Source organism: Streptomyces similanensis (genome assembly GCF_039543625.1).
In the GTDB taxonomy this organism is placed as follows: Bacteria; Actinomycetota; Actinomycetes; order Streptomycetales; family Streptomycetaceae; genus Streptomyces; species Streptomyces similanensis.
Genome location: NZ_BAABKC010000007.1, coordinates 42,749 through 67,234, shown reverse-complemented (window position 1 = coordinate 67,234; position 24,486 = coordinate 42,749). Strand labels below are relative to the sequence as shown.

Below are 24,486 nucleotides of genomic sequence, written 5' to 3'. Positions count from 1 at the left end.
AGGGCCGGTGCGTCGGGTGTGGGACATGGAGGACACCTCGGGGGAACGGGGGAGGGGGTCTGCCGGCGGTGCCGGCCGTCGGCGTAGGACAGGTTTAGGCGCGCCCGGGAGGATGCGGCAACATCTGTTCCATGACACGGAACAGCGGGCAGGGGAACATGCTGGACAAGGCGGTCGCTGTGCTCGACTGCTTCCGTCCCGACGGCGGCAGGTTCCGTCTGACGGAACTCGTCGAGCGGACGGGGCTCAGCAAGACCACGGTGTTCCGGCTGTGCGCGGACCTGGTACGGCTCGGACTGCTCGAACGGGAGGCCGAGGCATACCGGCTGGGCGACAAGCTGTTCACGTGGGGAGCGCTGGTACCGCACCGCCGTGATCTGCGCGAGGCGGCGCTGCCGTTCATGCAGGACCTGTTCGAGGCGACGCACGAGACGGTCCACCTGGGGGTGCGCGAGAAGCACGAGGTGGTGTACGTGGAACGCATCCACGGCCACGAGGCGCTGCGGCTGCCCTCGCGGATCGGCGGACGTCTGCCGCTGTCCTGCACGGGTGTGGGCAAGGCCCTGCTGGCGTTCTCCGGGACGGCGCTCATCGAGGAGGTGCTGGCGGCGCCGCTGCCCCGGCTCACGCCCCACTCGGTCACCGACCCGGAGCGGCTGCGCACCGCTGTCGAGCAGGCCCGGCTGGCGGGCCTGGCCTACGAGGAGGAGGAAGCCGCGGTAGGTGTCAGCTGCATCGCCGCGCCGGTCTTCGACGGAGCGGTGGCCGTCGCGGCCCTCTCGGTCGCGGTGCCCCGTGCCCGCTTCCACCCGGCGCAGCTCGCGCCCGCCGTGCGGACCGCGGCTCTCGGCCTGTCCCGAACGCTGCGCGCGGGCCGGCAGATCCGGGGGGCGGCCGGAGCCTGAGGCTACGGCCGGGGTGGCCGGGGCCCGAGGCCCAGGGCCGGACACCCCACAGACCGCTGGCGTCCGCGGTCGGCGACCGGGCCAGGCGGTGACGTCACCGGAGGCGGGACCGCATCGTTCGCGGTCGAACGGTCCGACGCCCTCGCGCTGTTCCCGTGCGGCGGTCACGCGTCGGGGATGCCCGTGCCGCTGAGTGCGGGCACGGTGTCTTCGGTGCGGGTCAGCGATCGGGCGCCGGCCCGGAACTGGGCGAGCTTGTCCAGGATGGTCCGGCCGACCGGGAGATGTCCCCAGACGCTGATGCCCTGGTGGGTGGTGGGCTCCCAGGTGTCCTCATCGATGACGAGGGGGTTCCAGCCGACCTCCCACTCGAAGCCGGAGGGGGTGCGGGCGTAGTAGGACAGCTCCTTGTCGTTGGTGTGCTGGCCGACGGAGAGCGCCATGTCGAAGCCGAGCTCGTGGACGCGCCGGTAGCTCTGGGCGACGTCGTCGAGGGTGGCGGCCTGGATGTTGAGGTGCTGGACGCGGGTGCGGATCGGGTCGATCGGCAGGCCCTGGGTCGCCGCGACGGCGATGGAGTGGTGGCGTTCGTTGACGCGCAGGAATCGGATCTTGAGCTTGACGCCGCTGATGGTCTCGTCGATGCAGTCGGTGAGCCGGGCGTCGAAGACGGTGTCGAAGTAGCCGCGCAGCTGGGCGGGTTTGGTGGAGGTGATCGCCACGTGTCCCATCCCGGAGTCGCCGGTGACGAATCCGGAGGCGAGCATCCGCAGCGGCTCGGTGGACAGCCGGGGGGTGGTGTAGATCTCCTGGGTGATGCCCTTGGGGCCGGGGAAGCGCAGCAGGCGTTCCACTCCTCGCAGGGCCGCCTCTTCCGCGGAGCCCTGGACGACGGGCACGCCGTGGGCGCGGATACGTGTCTCGATCCGCTCGAAGGAGGTGTGGTCGTCGATGTGCCATCCGGTGGCGACGACGTCCTCGGCCGGACCGCGGCGGAGCAGGAAGCGGCACTCCTGGTCGTCGAGCCGGAAGCGCATGAGGTCGCGGGAGAGCGCGTCGTGATGCATGCCGATCGCGTCGGTGCCGAAGCGGCGCCAGTCGGCGAAGCGGTCGGTCTCGATGACGAGGTAGCCGAGGTGGACGGCCCCGAACACGGAGGCGTCGGCGGTGGCGGTCATCGGCGGCCCGCCAGGAAGTCGGCGCAGAGGCGGTTGAAGAGGCCGGCGCGTTCGAACTGCACCCAGTGGCCGGTGTTGGCGACCAGGTAGAGGTCGCAGTCGGGCATCCGGTCGGCCAGCATGAGGCCCCCGGAGGGCCGGTTGACCTTGTCGTCCGCGCCCCACAGGACGAGGGTGGGGACGGGCAGCCGGTTCAGTCGCGGGTCGCGGGTGAAGTCCATCCGCCAGAGGGTGCGCAGCGCTCCCGGGCCCGACGGGCGGCGCAGCGGCGGCGAGGCGACGACCTCGGGGTCGATGCTCGCCTCGTAGCGTTCGTCGATGGCGGCGTCCGGTACGTCGGCGGCGTTGAAGACCAGATAGTCGCGGATGAACTTCTCCAGCTTCGCACGCGAGGGCCCGTCGCCCGTGTAGTAGTTCAGGAGGCTGTTGAGGCCGGGGGTGGGCAGGGCGCGGGTGGTGCCGATCCCGCCCGGTCCCATCAGCACCATGCGGTCGACCCGCTCGGGCGTGTCCAGGGCGAGGCGCAGCGCGCAGGCGCCGCCGTAGGAGTTGCCCACCAGATGGGCTTTGTCCAGGTCGAGCGCGTCGAGAAGACCGCGGACGCCGCCGGCGAGGTCGCCGAACGGGTCGACGGGATCGATCCCCTTGGTGCTGCGGCCGTAGCCGGGCAGGTCGGGGACGATGACGCGGTACTCCTTGGCCAGTTCCGCGATGTTGCGGGCGTAGTTGGCGACGCCGGAGGCTCCTGGGCCGCCGCCGTGCAGCAGCAGCACGGGCGCGCCGTCACCGGCCTCCGCCGCGAAGATCTTCCGGGCGCCGATGTCGTAGGTGGTCTCCCGCAGCACGGGCAGGCCGGTGGTCGAGGTCATGGCTTCGGTCCTCAGTGGGCGGTGGTCGTCGGAGCCGGGACGGTGACCGTTCCGGCCGCGGTCGTGCGGGCGGCCGGTGCGAATCCGTCCGGCGGGCCAGGGAGCCGACCGCTCCCAGCGGCGGAGGCGTAGACGTAGGCGTCGGGGCGCAGCGCGAGCGTCGCGGCGCCGCGCGACTCCATCCAGGGCAGCAGGATCCCGTCGCTGTCGACGAGCGTGCCCTCGGCGGGCCGGGAGCCGCGGGGCGTGACGGTCAGGGCGGGCACGCCCAGGCGGTCCCAGGCCGGCCGGGCGGTGGCGGTGCGGGCGTGCAGGAGCAGCCAGCGGCCGCCCAGCGCGTCGTCGAGGCGTATCCGGTCGCCGTCGGGGCCGGTCACCCAGGGCTGGGGGACCTGGCGTCCGGACGTCTTGGTGCGGGGATGCGCCTGGAGGCCCTGGGCGTAGCGGGCCACCGGTATCCAGTGGGAGTCCTGCGTCCAGTCGCTGAAGCCGGGTATCCGGTCCAGGGCGCGCAGCACCCGGTCGCGGGTCGCGGCGACTCCCGGGCGGCGCTCGGTGATGAGGCGGCCGACGAACACGGCCCGCCGGGTCACTTCCCTGACATGCGGTTTCCGTTCGGTCTCGTAGCTGTCGAGGACGGATTCCGGCAGTTCGCCGCGCAGGACCGCGTCGAGTTTCCAGCACAGGTTGGCCACGTCGCGGACGCCGGCCGCCATGCCCTGCCCGATCCACGGCGGCATCGCGTGGGCGGCGTCGCCCGCGAGGAACACCCGGCCGGAGCGGAAGCGGGCGGCGAAGCGGACGTGGTGGCTGTAGACCGTGGCCCTGAGCACTTCGACGGCGTCCCGTCCGATCCCGTAGCGGGAGACCAGGGCGTACACCGCTTCCTCGGTGGTCAGTTGCCGCTCGTCGTCTCCGGGGAGGATCGGGAACTCCCAGCGGTGGTGGCCGAGCGGGGTGGGGCAGTCCACGGCCGGGCGCGCCGGGTCGCAGTGGAAGCGCAGTTTGTCGTGGCCGGGCCACGGCTTGAGCATCTTGGTGTCGATGACCACCCAGCGGTCCTCGTACGTCCGCCCCTCGTAGCCGATGTTCAGCTGGGCGCGGGTGAGGCTGGAGCCGCCGTCGGCGGCGATCACGTAGGCGGCGCGGATCCGGCGCACCGAGTCGTCGGCCGTGCCGACCACCGTCAGCTCGACCCCGTCGGCGTCCTGCCGCAGCCGCAGGCACTCGTGCCGCAGGAGCACCTCGACGTTGGGGTAGCGGTCCACCCCGTCGCGCAGGACCTGCTCCAGCGCCGGCTGGTAGATGAACATCTGCGGCGGGTGGCCGTGGCCGCGCGGGGTGGGACGGGCGCTGATGAAGGGCCGGCCGCCGGCGTCCACGAAGTCGACGGGCCGTTCGGTCAGCATGTCCCGCTTGAGGCGTTCGGCCAGCCCGACGCGCTGCCAGATCCGGACGACCTCCTCGTCGGTGGAGATGGCCCGGGCCCGGGAGAACACCTCCGGTTCCCGTTCCAGGACGAGAACCCGCAGGCCCATGGCGCCCAGCAGGTTCGCCGCGGTCACTCCCGTGGGGCCGTATCCGATCACCGCGACGTCGTACGGCGCGTCGTCCCCGGACCTGATCCGGATGCCGTCCGCTGACATCAGACCACCTCGCATCATCCTTGATGTAGCGTTCACTCCAATTGGAATGAACGCTACGCTAGGCTCGGCACGGGTATACGGTCAAGGCCCGGTGCGACAGGAGGGACGTCACATGACCAGGCCGCAGACAGTGCGCAGGAAGCGGGCCAACGGGGTGGAGTCGCGGCAGCGCATCCTCGACGCCGCCGCCGACATCGCCGGTGAGCGCGGATACGAGGGGACGTCGATCGCGGCGGTCAGCGCCAAGTGCGGGCTGCCCGCCAGCTCGATCTACTGGCACTTCAAGGACAAGGACGACCTGATCGCGGCGGTCATCGAGCGCAGCTTCGACACCTGGCTGACCGCGGTGCTCCTGCCGGGCGAGGAAACAGGGAGCGCCCTGGACCAGGTCATGGCCATGGCGGCCCGGGTGGCGAGGTCGCTGGTGGATCAGCCCGACTTCCTGCGGCTCGGCCTGATGCTCGCCCTGGAGCGGCGGCCCGTCGAGCCGCGCGGCCGGACCGTCTTCCTGGAGGTGCGCGCCATCGCTTCCCGCAAGATCGCCGAGACCGTCGCCGAGCTCTTTCCCGGCCTGGACGACGCGGCGGTCCGCATGCTCACCACCTACGCCGTCGCCGGGGCGGACGGGCTGTTCGTGCAGCGGGAGATCGGCGGGGACCCGATGGACCTGGTGGCGATGTTCGAGCTGCACGCCCGCTCGGTGCACGACCTGGCGATCCGTATGTGCGAGGGGCGAACGGAGGCGCCCCCGTCGTAGGACGGAGCCGTCGACACCGTTCTCGACCGCCGCCGACGCCTTGTCACGAACGCGGGCTCGTGTAATACCGTCAGCCCCCTCACCGCCCGGCCCTCAGGGATCACTCAGGCCGGCTGGGCGGTTCCGCCACGGGACGTGGGCCCAGCCGCTGCCTCCACCGCCTGCGCGAACGTGCCCCGGCGCGCGCCCGCGCCGGCGGCACCCGCACTCTCCGCGCCGCCCCTTCCCGGCGCCGCGACCGACCGGCCCGTCCTCCTCCCCGCCGTGCCACGCACCTCTCGCGAAAGGCCGCCTCCTCATGACCTCTTCGGTTCAGCGCATCGACGTCCACCAGCACCTCGTGCCCGACTTCTACCGCGACGAGCTCACCGCGGCGGGCATCGGTGAGGCCGGCGGACGCCGGCTGCCCGACTGGAGCGCCGCATCGGCTCTGGAGCTGATGGAGCTGCTGGGCACCCGCAGCGCCATCCTCTCCGTCTCCACCCCCGGCGTCGGATTCCTCCCCGACCCCGACGCGGCGGCCGCCCTGGCCCGGCGCCTCAACGACCACTCCGCCGAGCTGGTGGCACAGCACCCCTCGTCCTTTGGCTACTTCGCCACCGTCCCCCTCCCGGACACCGCCGCCGCGGCCCGCGAGGCGGCCCGCGCCCTGGACGAGGTGGGCGCGGACGGCGTCACCCTGCTCGCCAACAACCGCGGGACCTACTTGGGCGCCCCGGACCAGGACGAGCTGTGGCAGACGCTGGACGCACGCGGCGCGGTGGTGTTCGTCCACCCCGCCGAACTCCCGGCGCCCGCGGTCGACGGCATTCCGCCCTTCGCCGCCGACTTCCTCCTGGACACGACCCGCGCCGCGTACCTCCTCGTCCGCGGCGGTGTGGTCCGGCGGTTCCCCGGCATCCGGTTCATCCTCAGCCACGCCGGCGGATTCGTGCCGTACGCCTCCCACCGGATGGCCGTCACCATCGCCTCCGACACCGGCCGCAGCCCGCTGGACGTCCTCGACGACTTCCGCAGCTTCTACTTCGACACCGCTCTGTCCTCCAGCCCCGCCGCGCTGCCCACCCTCCTCGCCTTCGCCCGGCCCGGACACGTCCTGTTCGGCAGCGACTGGCCCTTCGCCCCCACCCCGGCCGGCCAGTACTTCGCCAACGGCCTCGACACGTCCCTGCCGGCAGCGCAGTTGACGGCCGTCAATCACACCAACGCCGAAGCGCTCTTCCCGCGTCTCGCGACCTCGGGGACCGCCGCCGTGCGACGGCCCCCCGTCCCCGTCCGCCTGCGCCAGTCGGCCCAACGCGCCGCCGCCCGGCTTGCCTTCAAACTCGTCCAGCCCGGAACGGACTGAGAAGGCGCCCACACCTGCCCGGTCGTCGCGTCGGCGTCGGCATCAGCACTGAACCCGGCCCTGCCCGGCCTCGCCGTCGCGCCGGTGGGTGCCGATCCGGCGTGCGCGCGGCTCACCTGGTCATGAAGCGCACCACCGCGTCAGTACGGCGAGCACCTCGCACGTGTGTCGCTTCCGCGTGCTCGACGATCGGCAATTGCCGTGATCCGGTCACTCGCCTATCTCGGCATCACCACACCTTCCTACGAGCAGTGGGCGACCCTCGGCCCCGAGATCGAAGCCCTCTTCCCCCGGCTCGCCGCCGCCTGAGCCCCCTGCTCTCCGCCCCGGTTCACGCTTCGTCGCGGTGCGTGAGGTGGCCGTCGGTGAGCCGCCAGTAGCGCCGGTGGGCGGTCAATCGCCAGGTCTCGTCGGCAGCCATCGCCTGGGTGATCCATGCGTGCAGCTGCGGGAGGGCATGCGCCCGGAGGGCGGCGCGGGTGGCGGCACGTTCCGTGGCATCGACCGGGTGGACGTCTATCCGGAAGCCGACCATGTCCGGGTGCGTGCCGCGACCGTAGTTGCGGGGGATCGGAGCGGTCCATTCCGCTCCCAGGACGATGCTCCCGCTGTCGTGACCCGTGAGAAACCGCAGGTCCGTGACACGGCTCGTGCGAGGGCCGAGACACTCGTTGATGTCGGTGGTGGTCAGGGGCCAGGCGCGGTGCCGGGGCAGCCTTCGATTTCGTGCGGACATGGCAAGCAGGATGGCAGAAGGTCACTGCCGCCTCTCGCGGGTTTGCGCGGTGACCTGTTCCAGCGGTGCCCGCGCGCAGTCCGCGTGGCGCGTCGTGGCCTTCTCATCGAGCCGGAACACTTCGGCGCGATGCGGCGGATCGGGCCCGGCCACCGGCCGCACCGGTGCTCCAGCCCGTCCAGCAGCAGCTTCACGCACCGGAGCTTCTTCGACCGGCCGCACATGCTCGGGCGCGCGCCCGGCCCCACACCCGGTACGCCGCCGCCTCCACACGGCCGCCCAACGGGTGGAGGGGCCGTCTCCCGAGGGCGTGCTATTCACGGATGTCTACGGTCTCGATCGCAGGCCGACGGCTCGCACTCCAGGTCGCGGCCGACGCGGTGGCCAGGGCGACGAGGGCGCACAGCGCGACGGTCCCCGCTATCTGGGTCCATGGGATCACCGTCGGAGCCGTCGTCACGAGCCTGCTCAGCGAGGCATGTTGAGTCACCGACACGTTGGGCACATCGCCAATCCGGTTCTCGATGAAGTGCCCGCCAGCGACCGTCGCCTGGTGGAGGAGCCCGGAGGCCGCCGGTCGGTCCCCGGCCCCTGCCGCCCGGTGCCCCGCCTCGATCGTGCTGTCGTCCGGGGCCGCGACAAGGACGGCCATCCTCTGGTGATCGAGGGCAGGGGGTATTTCGCTCGGTGCCTGCAGCACGAGACCGATCACCTGAATGGGCGGCTGTATCTAAACCGGCTCTCGAAGAGGGAACGGCAGTCCGCTCTTCGGGAGATGTGGGACACCCAGGACAAGGTGTTCGCCCGGCGTGCCTCGGCGGCGAAGCTGCTCGGGAAGTGAGTGGCGTCAGCGTCCTCACCGCCCGGCGATCTCTGCGAGCGGCCTACCGCGATGCGGCCGGCCTGGGCAGGTCGTCCGTCAGGGCCGGGCAGCAAGGGCCGACCTCGGGGGCCGGTCCCAGCGGCCGGCACAGTTCCTCCCGGCGCCGGGCGTCCTGGACGAACGCTACCGTGCCCTCGCTCGCCGTGAGCGCGTGCGCGACTTCCGGAGCCGGAGGGTGACGCGGAGTCAGGCGGAAGGGGCTTGGAGGAGGACTTCGGCTGCGGCGGTGCGGGCGTAGAGGACGGAGCGGCCGACCCGGTGGGCACTGACCAGGCCCGCGTCGCGAAGCGCGGTGAGGCATTGGGATACGGCTGCCGGGGAGAGCCCGGTGCGGTGGGCCAGCTGCGTGGTGGAGTCCGGGATCTCCAGCTCGGTCAGCAGCAGGGTTCGCGAGCGGCCCAGTACGGCGCGGAGGGCGTCGGCCCGGGTCACGGAGCGTGGCTCCCACAGGGTGCCGGTACCGCGCGCCGGATAGGCGAGTTGAGGCGGGTCCGGCAGTGTCGTTCGGGTGCGCAGTCCCGGCCCGGTGAAGGCCGAGGGGATCAGCAGCAGTCCCGCTCCCGCTGTCGGGCGGGTCAGCGGCTGCTTTCGGCCGGCCATCCGCAGCGCGTTGCCGTCCCAGCTCAGCGATGTGTGCAGGTCATTGAGAAGGTGACCGGTACCGTGCTCGGCGGCCAGGCGGGCCCGGTGGACGATATCCGCGTCCAGGACCGCCCGGATCCGCGCCCAGTAGGGGGCAAGTGCCAGCTCCCAGTACGCTTCGAGTTCTTCCGCGACCTTGGCCAGAAGTGTCTGCGGGTCGCTGCGCAAGGCTCGTAGCCGGGGACCGAGGTCGCCCTGGTGGCGGGCCAGGTGGTCGAGGTCCTGGCGTACCCGGTCGGTGGGCGAGGCCCGGATCGCGTCCCGCTCGGCCGCCAGGGTGGGGGCCGGTCCGGAAGGGGCCGGGTTGAGGAAGTCGGGGACGTACCCGCCGGTCGGTGGGATCAGCTCGCAGAGCCATCCCCGGTCCAGCCCGGCTGCCACCATGCGCGGGCGTACCTGGTCGGCCCAGGGCCGGTGGACCGGATGCGCGGTGCCGGACCTCAGCAGGCGGAAGCTGGGCGCGACCTCCCACATCGGTGAGACGGCGAACCGCACCTGCGCCAGATCGCTCGTCGAGAACGCCAGCTCTGCCAGGACGGCCACTCCTCAACGGATTCAGGCATGGGTGAATCAATGGCGGGCCAGCCTACCGCGCGGAGATCATCGGGCCATGACCTCACAGAAGATCACCGCGGCTGCGTCAGGCACCTGGAAGCTCGGCGACCGCACCGTCAACCGGATCGGTTTCGGCGCGATGCGCCTGCCGCAGCACGGCGAGGCATTCGCCGCCAATGCCGTCCCACGCGACCGTGACCAGGCGATCAGTGTGCTCCGCCGGGCGGTCGAACTCGGTGTGAACCACATCGATACGGCCGCGTTCTACTTCTCGCGGCTGCGCTCGGCCAACGAGCTGATCAACCGCGCCTTGGCCCCTTACCGGGACGATCTCGTCATCACCACCAAGGTCGGACCGGGGCGCGACCCTGCGGGCCAGTGGCTGCCGCACGCCACTGCCGGGCAACTGCGCGGTCAGGTCGAGGAGACCCTGCGCCAGCTCGGCCGCGACCATCTCGACGTGGTGAACCTGCGCATCGTCGGCACCGATTCCATCGCCGAACGTTTCGGCGCACTCGCCGAACTTCGCGAGGCCGGACTCATCCGTCACCTGGGCCTGTCCAACGTCCGCCCCCACCACCTTGCCGAGGCCCTGCGCATCGCGCCCGTGGTCTGCGTCCAGAACATGTACGGCATCGGCGCACCGTCCGAGCAGAGGGAGTTCGTGCGCGTCTGCGGTGAACAACGCATTGCGTTCGTGCCGTTCTACTCGATCGCCGGCAGTGGACGTACCGCCGGCGCGATCGCCGACCACAGCCCCGAGGTGCGCGCCGTCGCCCGCGCCCGCGGTGTGAGCGCCGCCCAGATCCGGCTGGCGTGGACACTCCACCAGGGCCCTCACGTTCTGGCGATTCCCGGCACCGGTGACCTCGGCCACCTCGTCCAGAACGTGGCCGTCGGCTCCCTGCGCCTGTCCGAGGACGAACTCGCCGTCCTGGACTCCTTCCGCCACGCAACGGGATGAGCGAGCCTCCGGTGTGGTGATCCACTCGTACTGGTCGGCCTGTCCGCCCTGGCCGCTTCCCGGCAACCGGCCCCATATCCCTGGCAACCGCCGAGCGCCTGGCAATACCAGTCCTGGATTCTCATCCGTGACCCGGTGAAGTCACTCGGTGAGAGTGCGTGAACGTAGGTCGGCGTCCAGCATGCGTATCAACTCCCCGACCCGTCCGCCGCCACCCGGCGCCGCCGGGAAGCGTTTGAGCACGTCGATGACGACCGCTGTTGCACGCTGTACTGTCCGCTCAAGGTGTTCCACACCAACACCGCGATCGTCACCGGCGAGCAACTCGGCCGCTCTGGCCGCGTAAGCGGCGGCTCCGAGAATGTGCTTGACCTGGGTGGCCTTGGCCAGCGGATGCAGGTAGGCGGCCCCTGCCGCAGACATCGCCGCCCACGCTGCCTCGCGCGCGGCCGCGGTGTCCGCGCTCCTGGCGGCCTTGAGGGCCGCCGAGGCTGTGTCCCGCAGCGACTTCCCGCGTTCACCACCCCGGGCGAACCCCCACGCGGCACCGACAGCGTCCCGAGGCCGCGAGTCGTCCGGCTGATCGGCCTCGAATATCTCCAGCACCACTTCCGCGCATGCCGCGGCGAACGCGGTGACCTCACGAAGGTCCCGCTTGCTCAGAACGACCTCGCTCGCTTCCTCCGTCATGAAGCCATCTTCGATGATCGCGCCGGAGAGCAAGACGCCAGGGCGGCTCCGGACCGCCCATGCCGGCTGCCGAGGGATCAACTCGACTCCTCAGCTCCCTGAGATGTCTTGCCACGGTCCGTTGCGGCGGGTGATCGGACCGCGGACAACGGGGCGTGCGGCAGGGGTACCCACCCGGCAGCGGTGTGCGTCCTCAGTGGATCGCTCACGCCGGGGCCTCTCCAGCCGGCGATGCGTCGTTGCGCGTGAGCGCGTCCGCTGCCGTCCTCAGTCGATGTCCTCGCGTCCGTCCGTCGACGGCTGCTCCTTGCCGGCGGCCAGTCGGGGCAGGACATCGTCCTCGCCCTCCTCGGGGCGACGGCCGTCGGCGTTCTGGTTGCTCAGGTCCTGTCGGACCGAGTCGAGGATCGTCAGGCCCTGGGACACGAGGCCGGCGGCGATCTCGCCGAGGCCGTCCGCGCCGTTGAGGACGTTGACGTTGGCGCCCGCGAGGCCGCCGGCGGCCTCCTTGACGATCTGAGGCAGCTGGTCGATCAGCATCCGGTCGAGCGCGACCCGGTCGTAGGAGGCCGCCGCCTCGGCCTGGATCTTCATCCGCTGCGCCTCGGCGGCGGCGAGGATCCTGACCCGCTCGGCGTCGGCCTCGGCGGGCTTCACGATCTCGGCCACCAACTGCTGCTGACGCAGCAGGGCCTGCCGCTGGGCCAGCTCGGTCTGGGCGGCGAGCACCTCCTGCTGGGCGTCTGCCTGCGCCAGCGGTCCGGCCTGTGCGGCCCTCGCCTGGGCGCGGTCCACCTCGGCCGAGTACTCGGCCTTGACGACGGCGGTCTGCCTGGCGTACTCGGCCTGTGCGCGGGCCGCGGCCTGCTCCGCCTGGGTCGCGGCCTGAGTGGCCTGCGCCTGGGCGATCTGGGCCTGCCGCTGGATGGCCGCCTTGTGCGGTGCGGACATCGCGTCGATGTAGCCGGTGTCGCCGTCATCGATCGATTGGATCTGGAGGGAGTCGACGGTCAGGCCGATCTTCGCCATCTCGGTCTTGGAGGTGTCCAGGACCTCGGCGGCGAGTTTCTGCCGCTCGGTGACGATCTCCTCGACCGTCATCGAGCCGATGATGGCCCGCAGGTGGCCGGCGAAGATCCGGCCGGTGAGTACCGACATCTGCTCCTGGTCGGAGAGGAAGCGCTGACCTGCGTTGATGATGCTTTCGTGATCGTTGCCGACCTTGAAGGCGATGACCGCGCGGACGTGCAACGCGATGCCCTGTCTGGTCACACAGGTCTCGGTGACCTCGGACTCACACATCGACAGGGTGAGGAACCGGACCTTCCGGAAGACCGGGAGGACGAACTTGCCGTGCCCCGTCACCACCCGAAACGGCGCCCCGCCCAGGCCCCGCCTGCCTCCCGAGATCAACATCGCCTCGTCGGGGGCGGGGACGCGGTATCCGAACATGCCTGTACTCCTCAGCCGGCGCCGGCGATGCCCTCACCGAGCGCGTCCAAAGGATCCACCCACTCGACGACACCGACCTCACGGCATCCACGCGACTCGATCACGAGCACCGTCACACCCGCGGACAAGGGATTCTCCGACCAGGCGAGAAAGGTCTCCGAGCCGCCTCTGACCCGGACCAGGATCTCGCCGGGCCCCGCGGATCCGCGCGTCCCGATGAGCACCGTCCCCGTACAGCCGACCACGGCCTCGTCCTGTGGCATCACCGGCCGTCCTCCTCGTCCTGACCCCCTCATTCCGACGATAGACCCAGTCCGGCCGGTACTCATGGGCAAGGAACAGGACTGTGCGGTCGGCGCCGGGGTGAGGCGGGTCCCTCGGGGCGACTGGGCCGCGAGGGGCGGGCACAGCTGCGGATTCAGCGGCGTCGCCGGTCCACCGGGGCCCAGTGGTCGGAGACGTCGTGGGCGGGGCTGAAGCGCCCCTCGGAGCCGCCCGGGGTGAACACCCGCATAGTGGTCTCGGCGGTGGTCTTCAGAGTCCAAGCGGGCTCGGCGCGGTTGCCGGCGTAGGTCACCTCGGCCGTGAGACGCCAGGTGAGCAGGCGCCGGTCCTCGGTGTGCGGGGCGACGACCACCCGCCGGGTCTCGCCCACGGGCACGGTCAGCGGCAGCGCGGAGCTCGGATGGAGCGGGTGTCCCGTGTCGCCGACCGCGGTCCGGACGACGGGCGGTGTCTCGTCCAGGAGGATCTCGTGGTCCGGCACGAGCATCGGCTGGTAGTTCTCCAGGCCGCGGCGCCGGGCGTCGGCCAGGTCCTCGGCGAAGGACACAGAGGGGCCGGGCAGGGGAGCGATCACCACTCCGTCGGGCTGGAACTCCTCGCGGGAGACGACCTCGGCGCGCAGCGCACGCAGGATCACGGGAACCGTGCCGTCGGCCATCAGATCGACATACACGTTGTGTCCGGAGCAGGGGATGTCCAGTGGCTCGGGGCCGACCTCGGAGCTGGGCAGCAGACGCACACTGATGTGTGTCAGACCGAGCACGCGGGTGGCGAACTGGACGCCGTCGTCGGGTGCGGTGGCACCGGACGGACCGCGGGTGGGTGGCATCAGCTCACGCTCCATTCCGTGCCGCGGGGCGGCCTGGCCATCGTGCGGAACGGATGTCCCGCAAGGTCGATCCGCGTCGTCCCCTGTCGGTCCTCACAGATCCAGTCGAGCTCCAACGTCCAGACCACGTAGGAGCGTTCGGCGACGACGAGCAGCTCGAAGACCTCGGGATCGTCCGGGCCCACCTTGTACGAGAAGGGGCGCCGGTCGTCGCCTCGGGGCTTGAGGAGGGGAGGGTCGGGGTCGAGGAGGACGGTGTAGCGGCGGGGCGAGACGACTCCGGCGTGCGGCGTGAGGTACCCGCGCGGACGGTGCCGTTCGAGCACCACCGGGCGCAGGGCGCTCAGTACGACCGTCCTGCCCGCTAGCGCGGTGACGGTGAGCCGCAGGATGAAACCGCTGGCGGGCACGGTACGGACGGGCTCGTCGCCGAGCGCGGGCACGTGGAAGAAACTGGTCTCGGTCAGCTTGACATGACAGGCGAGCGGTTCGGCCGGTCCGGCGGGCAACGGGGCACCGGCACCGGACCCCGTACCCGTGCCGGAACCGTCGGCGGCCGGTGTGCGGCGACGGCCGAGAACCTCGGCCAGCTTCTCCACCGCCACGCCCGTGATCACGGCGGTCAGCGTGGGGGTCAGCCAGCCCGGTGTCTTGTCCGAAGCCCACAACAGCACCACGCCGAGCCCGGCGGCGGCTGTGGTGCCGACGGCGGTGCGCAGAGTATCGCGAGCTCTCATCGCACCCCCGTCGGTCCCAACGCGCTCGTGCCTCCAAGTCTCCCCCTCCGTCCAGGCGTTGAGCAACCGTGCCGCACAGGAACAGACAGGCGGTCCGTATCCTCAACTCGGCGTCGGCCGGCTCCACCTCGCCGCGCGGAACGGCGGGCCACGCTCCGGCTCGCCGCCCTCGGCGTCGACGTGACCGCCCTGGTTCTGTCGGTCTCCTCCGCCCCGCCGACCAACGACGACCACGACCAGGTCCGGCTCCTGATCGGGAGGCGTGTGAAGCCACGGTGGCCGTGAGGGCTTGCCCGCTGCTTCCTGAGCGAATGAGTCGTCGCACGGGTTCGTGCCGATGGCGCACCGGGCGGTGTCCGGGACGACGATCGGCCCCACCGTCACGATGACGGCCACCGCTTCCGCCCGGAACCGCCCGGATCCCGCTGCCCGGCGGCGTCCTCGCCGCGTTCCTCACCCGCGCCCGCTGACCTGTCTCAACGAAGTTCCACCGTCGCAGCGGAGTGTGACCGACGCTGGAGCCGCTGAAGGGGATGAGCGCGGGACCGGCCCTGGTGGCCATGGTGCGTACCGGATTCCCCCACCGCGGGTCGGCCGGAGCGAGCATGTAACGATGAGGCATGACGACGGATCGTTTTGAAGTCACGCGACGGATTGCCGCATCCCCATCCGCGATCTTCGATGTGCTGCGATCCCCAAAGGGCCACGTGGCCATCGACAGCTCGGGGATGCTGCAGTCCGCAGAGGGCGATCCCGTGAGTGCGGTGGGGGACCAGTTCCTCGTCCACATGGACCGGGAGGCTCTCGGAGACCTCCCCATGGGCCGCTACGACGTAACCGTGATCATCACGCGTTATGAACACGACGCGCTCCTGGAATGGACGATCTCCGGCACCATCCAGCCGCCCATCCGCCACCTGTACGGGTACCGCCTCGAACCCGGCGAGACGGGCACGCTCGTCACTTCGTACTACGACTGGAGCCAGATCGACGACAAGTACCGTGAGGCAGGCGTCTTTCCGGTGATTCCGAAGGCCGGTCTGCGTGCCACCCTCGGAATCCTTGCCCGCACCGTCGCATAGGAGATCCGTCCTGCGTCGCCCGGCCGGCACCCCGCAGGCGCTCCGATGTCGCGCTCGACGGCCCCCCGGATCTGCCGTGCAGGTCTCGGCGGGCCGCACAGTTCGCCGCATGGTCCGGACGGGTGAAGTAGAGGCCGGCGGCCCATCCCCGGCTGGCGAGGCTCCGTATGAACCATGAGGAGCGAGCAGCTCCTTGCCTCCACCAGCGCGCGTGGGGGCTGTGCGAGCAGTAAGGGAAGTCTCATGTCTCGTGTGCTGAAGAGTGCGGCGATCGCGGTGGCGGTCGGCGGTACGGTCCTGGCCGGCGCGAGTGCCGCCTTCGCCGACGCCGGCGCTCGGGGTGCCGCGGTGGGCTCGCCGGGCGTGCTGTCCGGCAACGTGGTCCAGGCGCCGGTGCACGTCCCGGTCAACGCCTGTGGCAACAGCGTCAACGTCATTGGTCTGCTCAACCCGGCGTTCGGCAACAGCTGTTCCAACGGATCGGACAACTGGGGCGGCCGCGCTTGGCACGAGGGGTACATGGGCCGGCACGGCTCGATGCACCACGGCGGCGGCATGGGCATGCGGAAGTAGTCCACGCCCGTCTCGCGCCGGCGCCGGCGGGACCTGACCCGTCGCAGAGCGACGCAGCCCTGTTGTCGGACGATGAGCCGGCACCAGGGCTGCACACGGTCCGGTGATCCTGCGATGACCATGTCCTCCGCGCCGCATCGCGGGTGTGCTCCAGTTCGCTCGACAGCTCATGGCAGTGCACCTGGCCGGAGCGAGAGGGGCACGCGGCCCTGCCGCGGGCGCGGTGGAACACCTTGGTCCGGAACACGACGGCGGAACGGCGGAACTATTGCGGAAAGAAGGGTGGCAGAGCCATGTCCCCGTGAAGGAGCGCCATCCCCAGGGATGTGGCGGTGTGGACCACGGTGTTGCGGTGACGCCGACTATGGATCAGATTCGCCTCGCGCAACACCGCGGCCTGATGGCTGGCCGTCTGAATGGGCACACTCGCGCGTTCGGCGAGTTGCGTCGTCGTGCACGGCGCCGTTGCCACCGCCTCCAGAACGCGTGCCCGGGTCTTCCCCAACAGCGCGGCCACAGCCTGGTGCCGAGGGGCGTGCGCCGGTGCCGACCAGTCGAGGCTGCGCTCCACCGGAAACACCAGGACCGGTGACAGAGCCGTGTCCAGGAACGTCGTGGGCGCACCCCAGCAGAAGAACGACGGCTGCAACGTCAGCCCGCGGCCGTCGAGATGGATGTCGTGGTCTGCGGGGAAGGCGAGTTCGAGCACAGGGTATCGCCAGGTCGCGGACGGGTGCAGGGTGGCGAGTACGGCTTCCCACCCGGTCGTGTCGAGGGCGCGGGTGCGCCATTCGTGGTCACGATCCACTTGGCGCCGCACCTGCGGCCAGTACGGTTCGAGCGCCGTCGCGAAATAGGCGGTGACCGCGCCGACCACCGTGGTCAGTGCTCGCGGATCGCCGTGTGTCAGAGCGTGTGCCCAGGCGGGCAGCGGACGGCCGGGGTGACGGTCGTGCAGTTCCGCCAGGTCGTTGCGCAGTCGCGTACGCGGCGTCCGCCGCAGGGCCTCCAGGCCCGCAGCCAGCGACGGCTCGACACCCACCGGTGTCAGGAAGTCCACGGCGTAACCGGCCGGGGGCGCGAGAACGCTCAGCACCCGCGCCGAAGGCGCCAGTTTCGGAGCGACCGCCCGCCGCCAGTCGCCGAAGTACGCCGCCCCGCTCGGACGCCTCAGCCGGAACGAGCTGAGCAGCACCTCCCACAGCGGGTCGGGGGCCGAAGCGAGCCGGATACGCGCCAGATCGTCGCTGGTGAAGTGAATCCGAAGCATGGCCAGTGCCTTTCCGTTTCCGTCTTCCCACCTCTCTGGGAAGACGTTGCCCGGGTTGCCCGGCCCGCGACAGGCTTCTTCCGGTACTTGTCAGGCATCCCGTCCGCAACGGGATACACACGGGAGGAATCATGCGTATCCGCTCACGTGCCTTGAGTTCTCTGGCAGCCGTCGCCCTGGCGGTCGGAGGGCTGACGGCCGCCGTCGCGACGCCTGCCGGCGCGGCGCCCACTGCGTGGAGCTGTCCGTCCGGCTACTTCTGCGCCTACACCAACTTCGACGGGACCGGCAGCCGGTGCCAGTGGCAGGGCGATTCATCGAACTGGTACAACGAATGCTCCTGGGCCTCCAGTACGTATCCGAAGTCGCTCTTCAACAACGGCACCTCGGGCAGGGGCGTGACGATCTACCGGTACACGGGCAAGGTGAGCCCGATCGGCGGCTGCGTCGACAAGGGGGAGCATGCCAGGCTCGCCGGCAACTACTACATCGGGTCGCACAGCTGGAACTGCTGAGCCGGCGATGCAGGACCAGTGCCCGTCGGCCGGGCAGGCCGACGGGCACGATCGGCACGGGCTGCTGGAGTACGAGATTCGTTCCGCGGACCGCACGATGGTGCGGTCACTGGTGCAGAGCCACCCCGCTCTCCACCACCGCACGGGCCTGTGCCACCTACTCACCAGCCAGCGCCTGCAGAGCCCGGACGACATCCATCGGTGTGTCGGCGAGAGGTTTGGCCGGGCCCTGGTTCGGTTGGCCGGCCTGGCTGATGCATGAAGTTCGTGGTGGCCCGCGGACGCCGGGTGAATCCCCCTGTGGTTCCCGGCCCCTGGAGGCCGCACGAGAGACCGGTGCCAGCCAGTGAAGTCGCCGACCGCGATCAGCTTGGCCAGGCCGTGTCCGACGGGGGTGCCGGATCTGTTACGGGCGCGGCACCTGCGACAGCGCGTCAACGGTCACGCCGACGACGGCCAGGAGCTGCGCCGGGCTCGCCCCGGCTCTGCTCATGACGGCGAGCGACTGGTTCACAGCCGCCGCGTGTACGGCGAAGGCCTCGGCGTCCTGGTCGGTCAGTCGGCCGGCGGTGAGCGCGGCGCGCAGGCGCAGGCGCTGGGCGCCGAGCGCCTTCTTGGCGTGTGCCGCGGCGCTCGGACTCAGCACGGGAATGGCCATGGCCGACTGGGCGACCAGGCATCCATCAGGTGTGTCGGGATCGGCGATGCGCTTGAGGGTGACGTCGAAGAACGCACGGACGGCGGCGACGGGATCCGAGGCCGCACACGCCAGGGCGGCGTCGTACTTCTCGCCGTAGCGCGTGGCGTAGAGGTCCAGGCAGCGCAGGAAGAGCGTGTCCTTGTCGCCGAGCGAGGAGTAGATGGAACTGCGGTTCAGGCCGGTCGCCCGGGACAGATCGTCCAATGAGGTGTCGGCGTAGCCGGCGCGCCAGAACTGGATCATCGCGGCGTCGAGCACCGTGTCCATGTCGAACTGCTTCTTGCCTGCCACGCGGCACTTCCCTTGCCAATGCGTCGATGGTCCGGACTGTGTTGCACCCCATTCTATCTTGGACCGATCGGTTCAAGACGTGTAGCCTTTCCAACGTGGCCATGGCCGAGCACACCGCGCCCTTTCGCGATCGCGCGAGAGACACACCACGCGGTCGCAGCCACCGTCGTCAGCCACATCGCCCCAGCCGCACACCGGACACCGACGGAGGAACACCGTGACCGGCTCAGCAACCAGCACCGCGCACGTCTGCGAAAACAACCCCATCCGCGACCTTCCCCTGCAGCATCTGGCCGGATTCACTCACCGCTGGGTCGACGCGGACGGCGTCCGCCTTCATGCCGTCGAAGGCGGACGGCCGAGCGGCCCGGCCGTCGTCCTGCTCGCCGGATTCCCGCAGACCTGGTGGGCCTGGCGAAAGGTGATGCCCGGCCTCGCCCACCGGTTCCACGTCATCGCGATCGACCTGCCGGGTCAGGGCCACTCCGAGCGTCCTGAGCGCGACTACGACACGCACGCGGTCGCCGCGCACGTCCACACCGCGGTCAAGGCTCTCGGAGTGTCGGCCTACTCCCTGATCGCCCACGACATCGGCGCCTGGGTCGCTTTCTCCCTCGCCCTCAACTTCGAGAGCCACCTGCACCGCGTCGCCCTGCTCGACGCCGGAATCCCCGGGATCACTCTCCCGGAGGCGATTCCCACCGACCCGGATCGAGCGTGGAAAACCTGGCATTTCGCGTTCCACATGGTGCCCGACCTGCCCGAGACGCTGCTCGCGGGCCGCGAACGCGACTACGTCGGCTGGTTCCTCAAGATGAAAGCCCTCTCTCCCGACACGTTCGACGACGCCGAGCTCGACCACTACGCGGCGGCAGTCGCCGCAGACGGCGGACTGCGCGCTTCCCTCGCGTACTACCGGGACGCCGGAGAGTCGGCGCGCAAGAACCGCGAGGCGCTCACGTCACGACGCCTGACCGTGCCCATCCTCGGAATCTCCAGCAGCCACGGCTCCATTCCGGACATGGCCGCCTCCCTCAGCCCATGGGCCGACAACACCACCCGCGTCATCGTGCCCGACGCCGGCCACTTCATCCCCGACGAGCAGCCCGAAGCCGTCGCTGCCGCGATAGAAAACTTCATCGCCGACGATCACTGACACCTGGCTTCGAAGAGCCAGGGAGAGCAATGACTCATCAGCTCCCGTTCTCGTCTGTCGCGGGCTTTGCGGCCGGTTCACCTCCGCTTGCGCGGGGACTCGCTGGTCGGGCCCGAGTAGCAACTCCCCGCGGGCGAGGGGAGCGGACCATCCTGCAGCAACTACGGGGCCGCGCGGACAGGTGTGCTGAGTGGGGTGCCGGCGGCTGTTGTAGCGATCGGATCGTCCCAGCAGAATGAGGGCTTGGACCGCGACGGTTGTCGGGTGCTCGCAGCGCCGGCCGCGAGTCGGCTCTTCGGCCGCTGGGCCGGGTGATCTTGTGGTTCAAGGGGGGATGCCAGGGTGGAGCGGCAGTTGAGCATCGCGGTAGCGCAACCGCGGTGTGTGGCATACGACGTGACGGCCAACGCGGCGGCCCACGCACAGGCAGTTCGGGCGGCGAACGCGCGGGTGGTGGTCTTCCCCGAGATGTCGCTGACGGGATACGAACTGGACGCGGCGCCGGTCTCCCCGGACGATGAACGGCTGACCGCGATCATTGCCGCGTGTGCCGAGATGGGTACGCTCGCCCTGGTCGGTGCGCCCGTGCCGGGTCCGCGGATCGGTGTCCTGGCTGTGGACGCAGAAGGCGCGCGCGTGGCCTATGGGAAAGTCTGGCTGCATCACAGCGAGGCTGCCCGCTTCGTGCCCGGGGAAGCAGCCGTGACCGAAGTGGACGGCTGGCGGCTGGGGCTCGCCATCTGCCGTGACACCGGGATCCCCGAGCACGCTGCGAAAACAGCGGCGTTGGGTATCGATGGCTACGTTGCAGGGGTGGTCCACGCCGATGACGAGGCCGACGTTCATGGCGAGCGCGCCCTGCGAGTCGCCGCGGACCATGATGTGTGGGTTGCCACGGCAGCCTTCGCGGGCCCGACGGGCGGCGGGTTCGACCGGACGTCGGGCCGCTCGGGGATCTGGTCGGCCGACGGGAAGCTGATCGCTGAGGCGAGCGGTGCCCCGGACGATGTCGTGCGGGCGGTCTTCAGCAAGAGCGAACCCTGATCGGGGGTGTTCATCGCCGACGTGGGGGATAGCCGTCCTTGCGGTGGGAGAGCCATGACGGCTAGCTCCGGGCGAAACGCGGCCGAGCGGAACCGTAGGCACCGCTCATCGATTGTCAGGGGTGGCTGCTTTCATGGCGCCATGACTACCGTGCATGAGATCGCCGCCCTTCTCCCCACCCCAACCCAACTCCGTGCCCACTTGCGTGCGCTGGCCGCCCTGGACGCGGCGATCGGTGACGATCCGCGGTTCTCCCAGTACACCTTCGACGCCACCTGGAGCCCCGGTGTCGAGGTGGCCCTGATGGAGAACGGCTCCGGTGACGAATTCGCCGTCCTTTTCACTCCGGCCGGGGTGCTCATACGCGGCTTCGACCACGAGTCGGAGATGAGTCCGTACGGTACGGACGACGAGCAGGTCTGGCCCGGTGTCATCGACGAGGTGCCCGCGACGCTGCGCCCGCTCCTGGACGAGCCCGCCTTCCAAGACGAGGGCATCGACGTCCCTCGGGTCACCGCCTGCCTGTGGCAGGCGACCGGCGACACCGTCTGGCGCACCGGCTCGGCCATCGCCTTCCCAGAGGGCAGCGGAGACCCGGACGGCTCCGGCTACCTGTTCCACCTCCTGACGGATCGCTCCCCTGAGGCCGTTCAGGAGTGGTTCGAGGACTACTACGAACGCCCCGTGCCCCTCGACGCCGTCCGCCACGTCCTCGCCGGACACCCCCTCACCCCCGCAGTCGCCGTGGCCCTCAATCCGGCCGCCCTCTCGGAGAGCGCACTGCTCCGAAGGATCGCCACGTACCCCGAGGTCGCCTCCTACCTCTCCTGCGACGGCGAGTTCGACCTTGCCCGCACCGATCCGATCGAGTCGATAGCCCTGCCCAACGCTCTCCCGGTGGAGCCGATCGCCGGCTGCAACGCGGGCGGTACCCACTACCTCTGCGGCCCGGCCGTCCCCGACGGCCCACGCCCCGTCCTCTACACCGACTCCGAGGGCAGGGCCTTCCTCATCGCTGAATCTCTCGCCGAAGCCCTGACCCTCGCCATCGTCCTGCCGTCCTGGCACGACGCCCTGGCCGGTGTCCGGCCCCCGGCCCTCAACTCCGAGTACCTGGACGACCACCCGGACCACCCCGCTGTCCGCAACCGCCTCCTCGCCGCACTGCGACTTCCCCCGGCGACCGACCGCCAAGTCCTGGACCGCCTGCTTACCGCCGCCGCCCGCACCGTCCGCGACGGATTCCTCCCCGATGTTCTCGACAACGACGAGTCCGCCTTCGAGCCGATGCTCGAACCGTCCGCCGACTAACGAGCTCCGTGGACGGGACTGTCGCCGGGCACGGTGAACGACGGGGCATCAGTTCGCGTCGATCACCAGTCGATGGGCACGCCACCGGCCACCCCGCTTCAATGTCCGGTCCGGAGTAACGGCTCGATCCGCGCTCACTGCGCATCAGTCGAAGGAACCCCGGACCAACGACCAGGCATCGCCCGCCCGCTGTCCGGCCTGCCGGTCGAAGTCCTGGGCCGGACACGGTCGGACCGGGTGCTGCGCCGATCGCACCCTCTCGGGGCCTCCGATGTCGGAGGCGCGGGTCCTGTGTCTGCCCGAGGCCGTGGACAGGGGGCGAGGTGGTTGCCGGCTGTTACCCGAATTCGGGTGACGGCCCGGATGCGGCCGGGGTGGCGTACCGCTTGTTGAGCGGTGCCCCACACGGGGTCTCACCCTGGCAGAGCGTCAACTCGGGGCGCCACTCCGGTACTCGCCGAAGTACGTCGTGACCCGGTAGGCATAGCCACCCGGAGTGAGGTAGACCGCGTGGTTGGTCGCCCCGCGGGGATCGCCGGGAGGCACGTCCACCCATCCGAGGAGGACCGACTGGGGGGTCGGCACCCTGACCTCGGCGAGCTTCGCTATCACCTTGGGGTCGATCGGCACGGTGCTCAGCTCGAACGGCGCGCCGGTCTCGGACAGTTCCTCGGTCCGCGAGCGGTGTGTCGTCGCGTTGCTCATGACGTCTCCTGCCGGTCAGTTGGGTTCCGGTGGGCCTCCGAGCCGGTGCCGGAAAGCCCGAGGTGAGACTTCGTCCTGCGCATGGCCGACCGCCATGGACCGAAGACCAAGCGATTGACACCTCTTGACCTTACCTTTGCCCACCGTAAGCACAACATCAGGAAACGGCCCTTTGTCAGCTCGCTCTTCCGGCCACTTCCGTCAGCCGTGCTCGTATCCCCCCGGCTTGCGCACCCCGGCAGCGCAGCGCCGCCTAGGCTGCTGCCTGCCCCGCTGCTCGATGCGAGTCAGGGCGACTGCGGCCCGATGCCCGCCGTGGCGACCGATGAGCCCTGTGGGTGACCAGAGGCGTCGCGGAGGCCCGCCCTGCGGTCCAGGTCGGCGTCACAGTGGAGAGCGAAGGGGTACGGTCCTTCGCGCCGAACAGGCCAGGCGACACGGCACGGTGGGAGCGCCGGCGCGAAATACACGCCGTTCCCCGTCCTGGACAGTGAGGGCGCCGCAGGGCCGGCTGCCTCGTAGACCCCACGAGGGGATGTCTGGCCGGGAGGACCCGCGGCGGGCTAGATCCGCGAGTTGCGTAGTGACTGCCACACGGCGCCGGCCAGCGCCCGCGCCGCCCGCGGTGCCGACAGTCCTTCGTGCTCGCGGTACAGCTCCCAGTTGTACGGGATGAGCGACAGTTTGTTGGAGGACAGCGATCCCGCCTGATGCGCTCTGTACACGGCAAGCGGCTCGGGAAGGCCCCGGGCGTCAGCGCCGTCGCGCATGATCGACAGCCACAGAGCGTAGTCCTGCCGTTTGCGCATCTCCGGCATCAGTCTCGTGCCCAGGACGGTGCGGTCGTACATGGCGGTGAGCGCGCCGATGTGGTCCCGGACCAGCATCGCGCGGTAGTCCACGTGTTCCCGCGCACGGATGACGCGCCCGTTCGGAATGAAGTCGGTGCTCTCACCGTCGTAGTCGGCGTCCATCTTGAAGTACGAGGTGAACGTGAGCGGCGCGCTACCGGACGCCGCGAACTCGATCTGCCGCTCGGTCTTCTCCGGCAACCACATGTCGTCGCTGTCGAGGAAGGCGATGTAGTCCCCCCGGGCCCTTTGAAGAGCGAGGTTGCGTGCCCGGCCGGCCCCGCCTCGCTCGGGTGCCGATTCCGGCAGGACGCGCTTGTCCTGCCGGGCGAACTCCCTCAGCAGGTCCATGGAGCCATCGGTCGACTGGTCGTCGGTGACCAGCAGCTCCAAGTCGCTGTGGGTCTGGGCGAGCACCGACCGGACGGCTACGCCGAGCGTAGCTGCCGAGTTGTAAACGGGCATCACGACCGACACCAGAGGCACTGCGCTTCTCCTTGCTCAGTCAGAAC

24 protein-coding genes and 1 pseudogene are annotated in these 24,486 nt (G+C 70.4%); 11 read left to right on the top strand and 14 right to left on the bottom strand.

All coding sequences use genetic code 11. The features are described 5' to 3' along the window. Nucleotides 1–158 precede the first annotated feature (158 nt). Nucleotides 159–905 carry an IclR family transcriptional regulator gene (locus ABEB07_RS02655; RefSeq protein WP_345666848.1) on the top strand — a complete coding sequence of 249 codons (747 nt, stop codon included), beginning with the start codon at nucleotides 159–161 and terminating at the stop codon, nucleotides 903–905. 164 nt (nucleotides 906–1,069) lie between these two features. On the opposite strand, the gene ABEB07_RS02650 is transcribed toward ABEB07_RS02655, so the two are convergent. The 3 genes from ABEB07_RS02650 to ABEB07_RS02640 are packed head-to-tail and all read right to left on the bottom strand — an operon-like array spanning nucleotide 1,070 to nucleotide 4,598. Next, nucleotides 1,070–2,083, bottom strand: coding sequence for a VOC family protein (locus ABEB07_RS02650; RefSeq protein ID WP_176146618.1), 1,014 nt, complete (start codon nucleotides 2,081–2,083; stop codon nucleotides 1,070–1,072). Continuing rightward, the gene (locus ABEB07_RS02645; RefSeq protein WP_345666821.1) at nucleotides 2,080–2,952 is read right to left on the bottom strand and encodes an alpha/beta fold hydrolase; all 873 of its coding nucleotides are present in this window, start codon (nucleotides 2,950–2,952) and stop codon (nucleotides 2,080–2,082) included. The genes ABEB07_RS02650 and ABEB07_RS02645 overlap by 4 nt, the downstream gene beginning before the upstream one ends. Before the next feature lie 11 nt (nucleotides 2,953–2,963). Continuing rightward, nucleotides 2,964–4,598, bottom strand: a complete 1,635-nt coding sequence (locus ABEB07_RS02640; protein ID WP_345666820.1) for a bifunctional 3-(3-hydroxy-phenyl)propionate/3-hydroxycinnamic acid hydroxylase — start codon at nucleotides 4,596–4,598, stop codon at nucleotides 2,964–2,966. Nucleotides 4,599–4,710: 112 nt separating this feature from the next. Between ABEB07_RS02640 and ABEB07_RS02635 the strand changes: the two genes are divergently transcribed. Continuing rightward, nucleotides 4,711–5,355 (top strand): TetR/AcrR family transcriptional regulator, encoded by a 645-nt coding sequence (locus tag ABEB07_RS02635; protein WP_345666819.1) that lies wholly within the window; start codon nucleotides 4,711–4,713, stop codon nucleotides 5,353–5,355. A gap of 298 nt (nucleotides 5,356–5,653) precedes the next feature. Then, on the top strand, nucleotides 5,654–6,703 hold the full coding sequence (locus tag ABEB07_RS02630) for an amidohydrolase family protein (protein ID WP_345666818.1): 1,050 nt from the start codon (nucleotides 5,654–5,656) through the stop codon (nucleotides 6,701–6,703). Nucleotides 6,704–7,034: 331 nt separating this feature from the next. On the opposite strand, the gene ABEB07_RS02625 is transcribed toward ABEB07_RS02630, so the two are convergent. Then, nucleotides 7,035–7,439: a hypothetical protein gene (locus ABEB07_RS02625; RefSeq protein WP_345666816.1), complete on the bottom strand. Its 405-nt coding sequence runs from the start codon at nucleotides 7,437–7,439 to the stop codon at nucleotides 7,035–7,037. Between the two features lie 490 nt (nucleotides 7,440–7,929). Here ABEB07_RS02625 and ABEB07_RS02620 point away from each other — a divergent pair. Then, nucleotides 7,930–8,280 (top strand): annotated as a pseudogene (locus ABEB07_RS02620) (peptide deformylase); the annotation flags it as partial. Nucleotides 8,281–8,508: 228 nt separating this feature from the next. On the opposite strand, the gene ABEB07_RS02615 reads toward ABEB07_RS02620, so the two are convergent. Continuing rightward, nucleotides 8,509–9,507, bottom strand: coding sequence for an ArsR/SmtB family transcription factor (locus ABEB07_RS02615; protein WP_345666815.1), 999 nt, complete (start codon nucleotides 9,505–9,507; stop codon nucleotides 8,509–8,511). Nucleotides 9,508–9,574: 67 nt separating this feature from the next. Between ABEB07_RS02615 and ABEB07_RS02610 the strand changes: the two genes are divergently transcribed. Next, nucleotides 9,575–10,483 (top strand): aldo/keto reductase, encoded by a 909-nt coding sequence (locus ABEB07_RS02610; RefSeq protein ID WP_345666846.1) that lies wholly within the window; start codon nucleotides 9,575–9,577, stop codon nucleotides 10,481–10,483. Between the two features lie 141 nt (nucleotides 10,484–10,624). Here ABEB07_RS02610 and ABEB07_RS02605 read toward each other — a convergent pair whose 3' ends face one another. The 5 genes from ABEB07_RS02605 to ABEB07_RS02585 form a co-directional block, all read right to left on the bottom strand. Beyond that, nucleotides 10,625–11,173, bottom strand: coding sequence for a putative immunity protein (locus tag ABEB07_RS02605; protein ID WP_345666845.1), 549 nt, complete (start codon nucleotides 11,171–11,173; stop codon nucleotides 10,625–10,627). A gap of 267 nt (nucleotides 11,174–11,440) precedes the next feature. Then, complete coding sequence (locus ABEB07_RS02600) at nucleotides 11,441–12,625, bottom strand: SPFH domain-containing protein (protein ID WP_176146611.1); 1,185 nt, start codon at nucleotides 12,623–12,625, stop codon at nucleotides 11,441–11,443. 11 nt (nucleotides 12,626–12,636) lie between these two features. Beyond that, nucleotides 12,637–12,888 (bottom strand): hypothetical protein, encoded by a 252-nt coding sequence (locus ABEB07_RS02595; RefSeq protein WP_176146610.1) that lies wholly within the window; start codon nucleotides 12,886–12,888, stop codon nucleotides 12,637–12,639. A 155-nt stretch (nucleotides 12,889–13,043) separates the two neighbouring features. After that, nucleotides 13,044–13,739 carry a hypothetical protein gene (locus ABEB07_RS02590; protein ID WP_345666814.1) on the bottom strand — a complete coding sequence of 232 codons (696 nt, stop codon included), beginning with the start codon at nucleotides 13,737–13,739 and terminating at the stop codon, nucleotides 13,044–13,046. Continuing rightward, nucleotides 13,739–14,476 carry a hypothetical protein gene (locus ABEB07_RS02585; RefSeq protein WP_345666813.1) on the bottom strand — a complete coding sequence of 246 codons (738 nt, stop codon included), beginning with the start codon at nucleotides 14,474–14,476 and terminating at the stop codon, nucleotides 13,739–13,741. Before ABEB07_RS02585 ends, ABEB07_RS02590 begins: the two co-directional genes overlap by 1 nt. Before the next feature lie 620 nt (nucleotides 14,477–15,096). Between ABEB07_RS02585 and ABEB07_RS02580 the strand changes: the two genes are divergently transcribed. Continuing rightward, nucleotides 15,097–15,558, top strand: coding sequence for an SRPBCC family protein (locus tag ABEB07_RS02580; protein WP_345666812.1), 462 nt, complete (start codon nucleotides 15,097–15,099; stop codon nucleotides 15,556–15,558). Between the two features lie 243 nt (nucleotides 15,559–15,801). After that, entirely contained in the window at nucleotides 15,802–16,131 is a 330-nt protein-coding gene (locus tag ABEB07_RS02575) for a chaplin (RefSeq protein WP_176146606.1), read from the top strand. Between the two features lie 265 nt (nucleotides 16,132–16,396). On the opposite strand, the gene ABEB07_RS02570 is transcribed toward ABEB07_RS02575, so the two are convergent. Next, nucleotides 16,397–17,401 carry an ArsR/SmtB family transcription factor gene (locus ABEB07_RS02570; RefSeq protein ID WP_345666811.1) on the bottom strand — a complete coding sequence of 335 codons (1,005 nt, stop codon included), beginning with the start codon at nucleotides 17,399–17,401 and terminating at the stop codon, nucleotides 16,397–16,399. 152 nt (nucleotides 17,402–17,553) lie between these two features. On the opposite strand from ABEB07_RS02570, the gene ABEB07_RS02565 reads away from it, so the two are divergent. Next, complete coding sequence (locus ABEB07_RS02565) at nucleotides 17,554–17,916, top strand: peptidase inhibitor family I36 protein (RefSeq protein WP_164587450.1); 363 nt, start codon at nucleotides 17,554–17,556, stop codon at nucleotides 17,914–17,916. Nucleotides 17,917–18,322: 406 nt separating this feature from the next. Here the strand turns inward: ABEB07_RS02565 and ABEB07_RS02560 are convergent, their stop codons facing one another. Then, on the bottom strand, nucleotides 18,323–18,907 hold the full coding sequence (locus ABEB07_RS02560; protein ID WP_345666809.1) for a TetR/AcrR family transcriptional regulator: 585 nt from the start codon (nucleotides 18,905–18,907) through the stop codon (nucleotides 18,323–18,325). Nucleotides 18,908–19,124: 217 nt separating this feature from the next. Between ABEB07_RS02560 and ABEB07_RS02555 the strand changes: the two genes are divergently transcribed. The 3 genes from ABEB07_RS02555 (at nucleotide 19,125) to ABEB07_RS02545 (ending at nucleotide 22,418) form a co-directional block, all read left to right on the top strand. Beyond that, nucleotides 19,125–20,063: an alpha/beta fold hydrolase gene (locus ABEB07_RS02555; protein WP_345666807.1), complete on the top strand. Its 939-nt coding sequence runs from the start codon at nucleotides 19,125–19,127 to the stop codon at nucleotides 20,061–20,063. A gap of 342 nt (nucleotides 20,064–20,405) precedes the next feature. Further along, complete coding sequence (locus ABEB07_RS02550) at nucleotides 20,406–21,107, top strand: carbon-nitrogen hydrolase family protein (RefSeq protein ID WP_345666806.1); 702 nt, start codon at nucleotides 20,406–20,408, stop codon at nucleotides 21,105–21,107. A gap of 141 nt (nucleotides 21,108–21,248) precedes the next feature. Then, nucleotides 21,249–22,418, top strand: coding sequence for a hypothetical protein (locus ABEB07_RS02545; RefSeq protein WP_345666805.1), 1,170 nt, complete (start codon nucleotides 21,249–21,251; stop codon nucleotides 22,416–22,418). 429 nt (nucleotides 22,419–22,847) lie between these two features. On the opposite strand, the gene ABEB07_RS02540 is transcribed toward ABEB07_RS02545, so the two are convergent. Beyond that, entirely contained in the window at nucleotides 22,848–23,123 is a 276-nt protein-coding gene (locus ABEB07_RS02540) for a hypothetical protein (RefSeq protein ID WP_176146599.1), read from the bottom strand. Nucleotides 23,124–23,686: 563 nt separating this feature from the next. Then, nucleotides 23,687–24,460 carry a glycosyltransferase family 2 protein gene (locus ABEB07_RS02535; protein WP_345666804.1) on the bottom strand — a complete coding sequence of 258 codons (774 nt, stop codon included), beginning with the start codon at nucleotides 24,458–24,460 and terminating at the stop codon, nucleotides 23,687–23,689. Nucleotides 24,461–24,486 lie beyond the last annotated feature (26 nt).

Coding starts and splice junctions, on each gene's coding strand:
- ABEB07_RS02640 (WP_345666820.1), bottom strand. CDS start 4,598: ATGTCAGCGGACGGCATCCGGATCAGGTCCGGGGACGACGCGCCGTAC.
- ABEB07_RS02650 (WP_176146618.1), bottom strand. CDS start 2,083: ATGACCGCCACCGCCGACGCCTCCGTGTTCGGGGCCGTCCACCTCGGC.
- ABEB07_RS02540 (WP_176146599.1), bottom strand. CDS start 23,123: ATGAGCAACGCGACGACACACCGCTCGCGGACCGAGGAACTGTCCGAG.
- ABEB07_RS02575 (WP_176146606.1), top strand. CDS start 15,802: ATGTCTCGTGTGCTGAAGAGTGCGGCGATCGCGGTGGCGGTCGGCGGT.
- ABEB07_RS02570 (WP_345666811.1), bottom strand. CDS start 17,401: ATGCTTCGGATTCACTTCACCAGCGACGATCTGGCGCGTATCCGGCTC.
- ABEB07_RS02625 (WP_345666816.1), bottom strand. CDS start 7,439: ATGTCCGCACGAAATCGAAGGCTGCCCCGGCACCGCGCCTGGCCCCTG.
- ABEB07_RS02590 (WP_345666814.1), bottom strand. CDS start 13,739: ATGCCACCCACCCGCGGTCCGTCCGGTGCCACCGCACCCGACGACGGC.
- ABEB07_RS02595 (WP_176146610.1), bottom strand. CDS start 12,888: ATGCCACAGGACGAGGCCGTGGTCGGCTGTACGGGGACGGTGCTCATC.
- ABEB07_RS02655 (WP_345666848.1), top strand. CDS start 159: ATGCTGGACAAGGCGGTCGCTGTGCTCGACTGCTTCCGTCCCGACGGC.
- ABEB07_RS02585 (WP_345666813.1), bottom strand. CDS start 14,476: ATGAGAGCTCGCGATACTCTGCGCACCGCCGTCGGCACCACAGCCGCC.
- ABEB07_RS02600 (WP_176146611.1), bottom strand. CDS start 12,625: ATGTTCGGATACCGCGTCCCCGCCCCCGACGAGGCGATGTTGATCTCG.
- ABEB07_RS02630 (WP_345666818.1), top strand. CDS start 5,654: ATGACCTCTTCGGTTCAGCGCATCGACGTCCACCAGCACCTCGTGCCC.
- ABEB07_RS02645 (WP_345666821.1), bottom strand. CDS start 2,952: ATGACCTCGACCACCGGCCTGCCCGTGCTGCGGGAGACCACCTACGAC.
- ABEB07_RS02605 (WP_345666845.1), bottom strand. CDS start 11,173: ATGACGGAGGAAGCGAGCGAGGTCGTTCTGAGCAAGCGGGACCTTCGT.
- ABEB07_RS02580 (WP_345666812.1), top strand. CDS start 15,097: ATGACGACGGATCGTTTTGAAGTCACGCGACGGATTGCCGCATCCCCA.
- ABEB07_RS02545 (WP_345666805.1), top strand. CDS start 21,249: ATGACTACCGTGCATGAGATCGCCGCCCTTCTCCCCACCCCAACCCAA.
- ABEB07_RS02610 (WP_345666846.1), top strand. CDS start 9,575: ATGACCTCACAGAAGATCACCGCGGCTGCGTCAGGCACCTGGAAGCTC.
- ABEB07_RS02635 (WP_345666819.1), top strand. CDS start 4,711: ATGACCAGGCCGCAGACAGTGCGCAGGAAGCGGGCCAACGGGGTGGAG.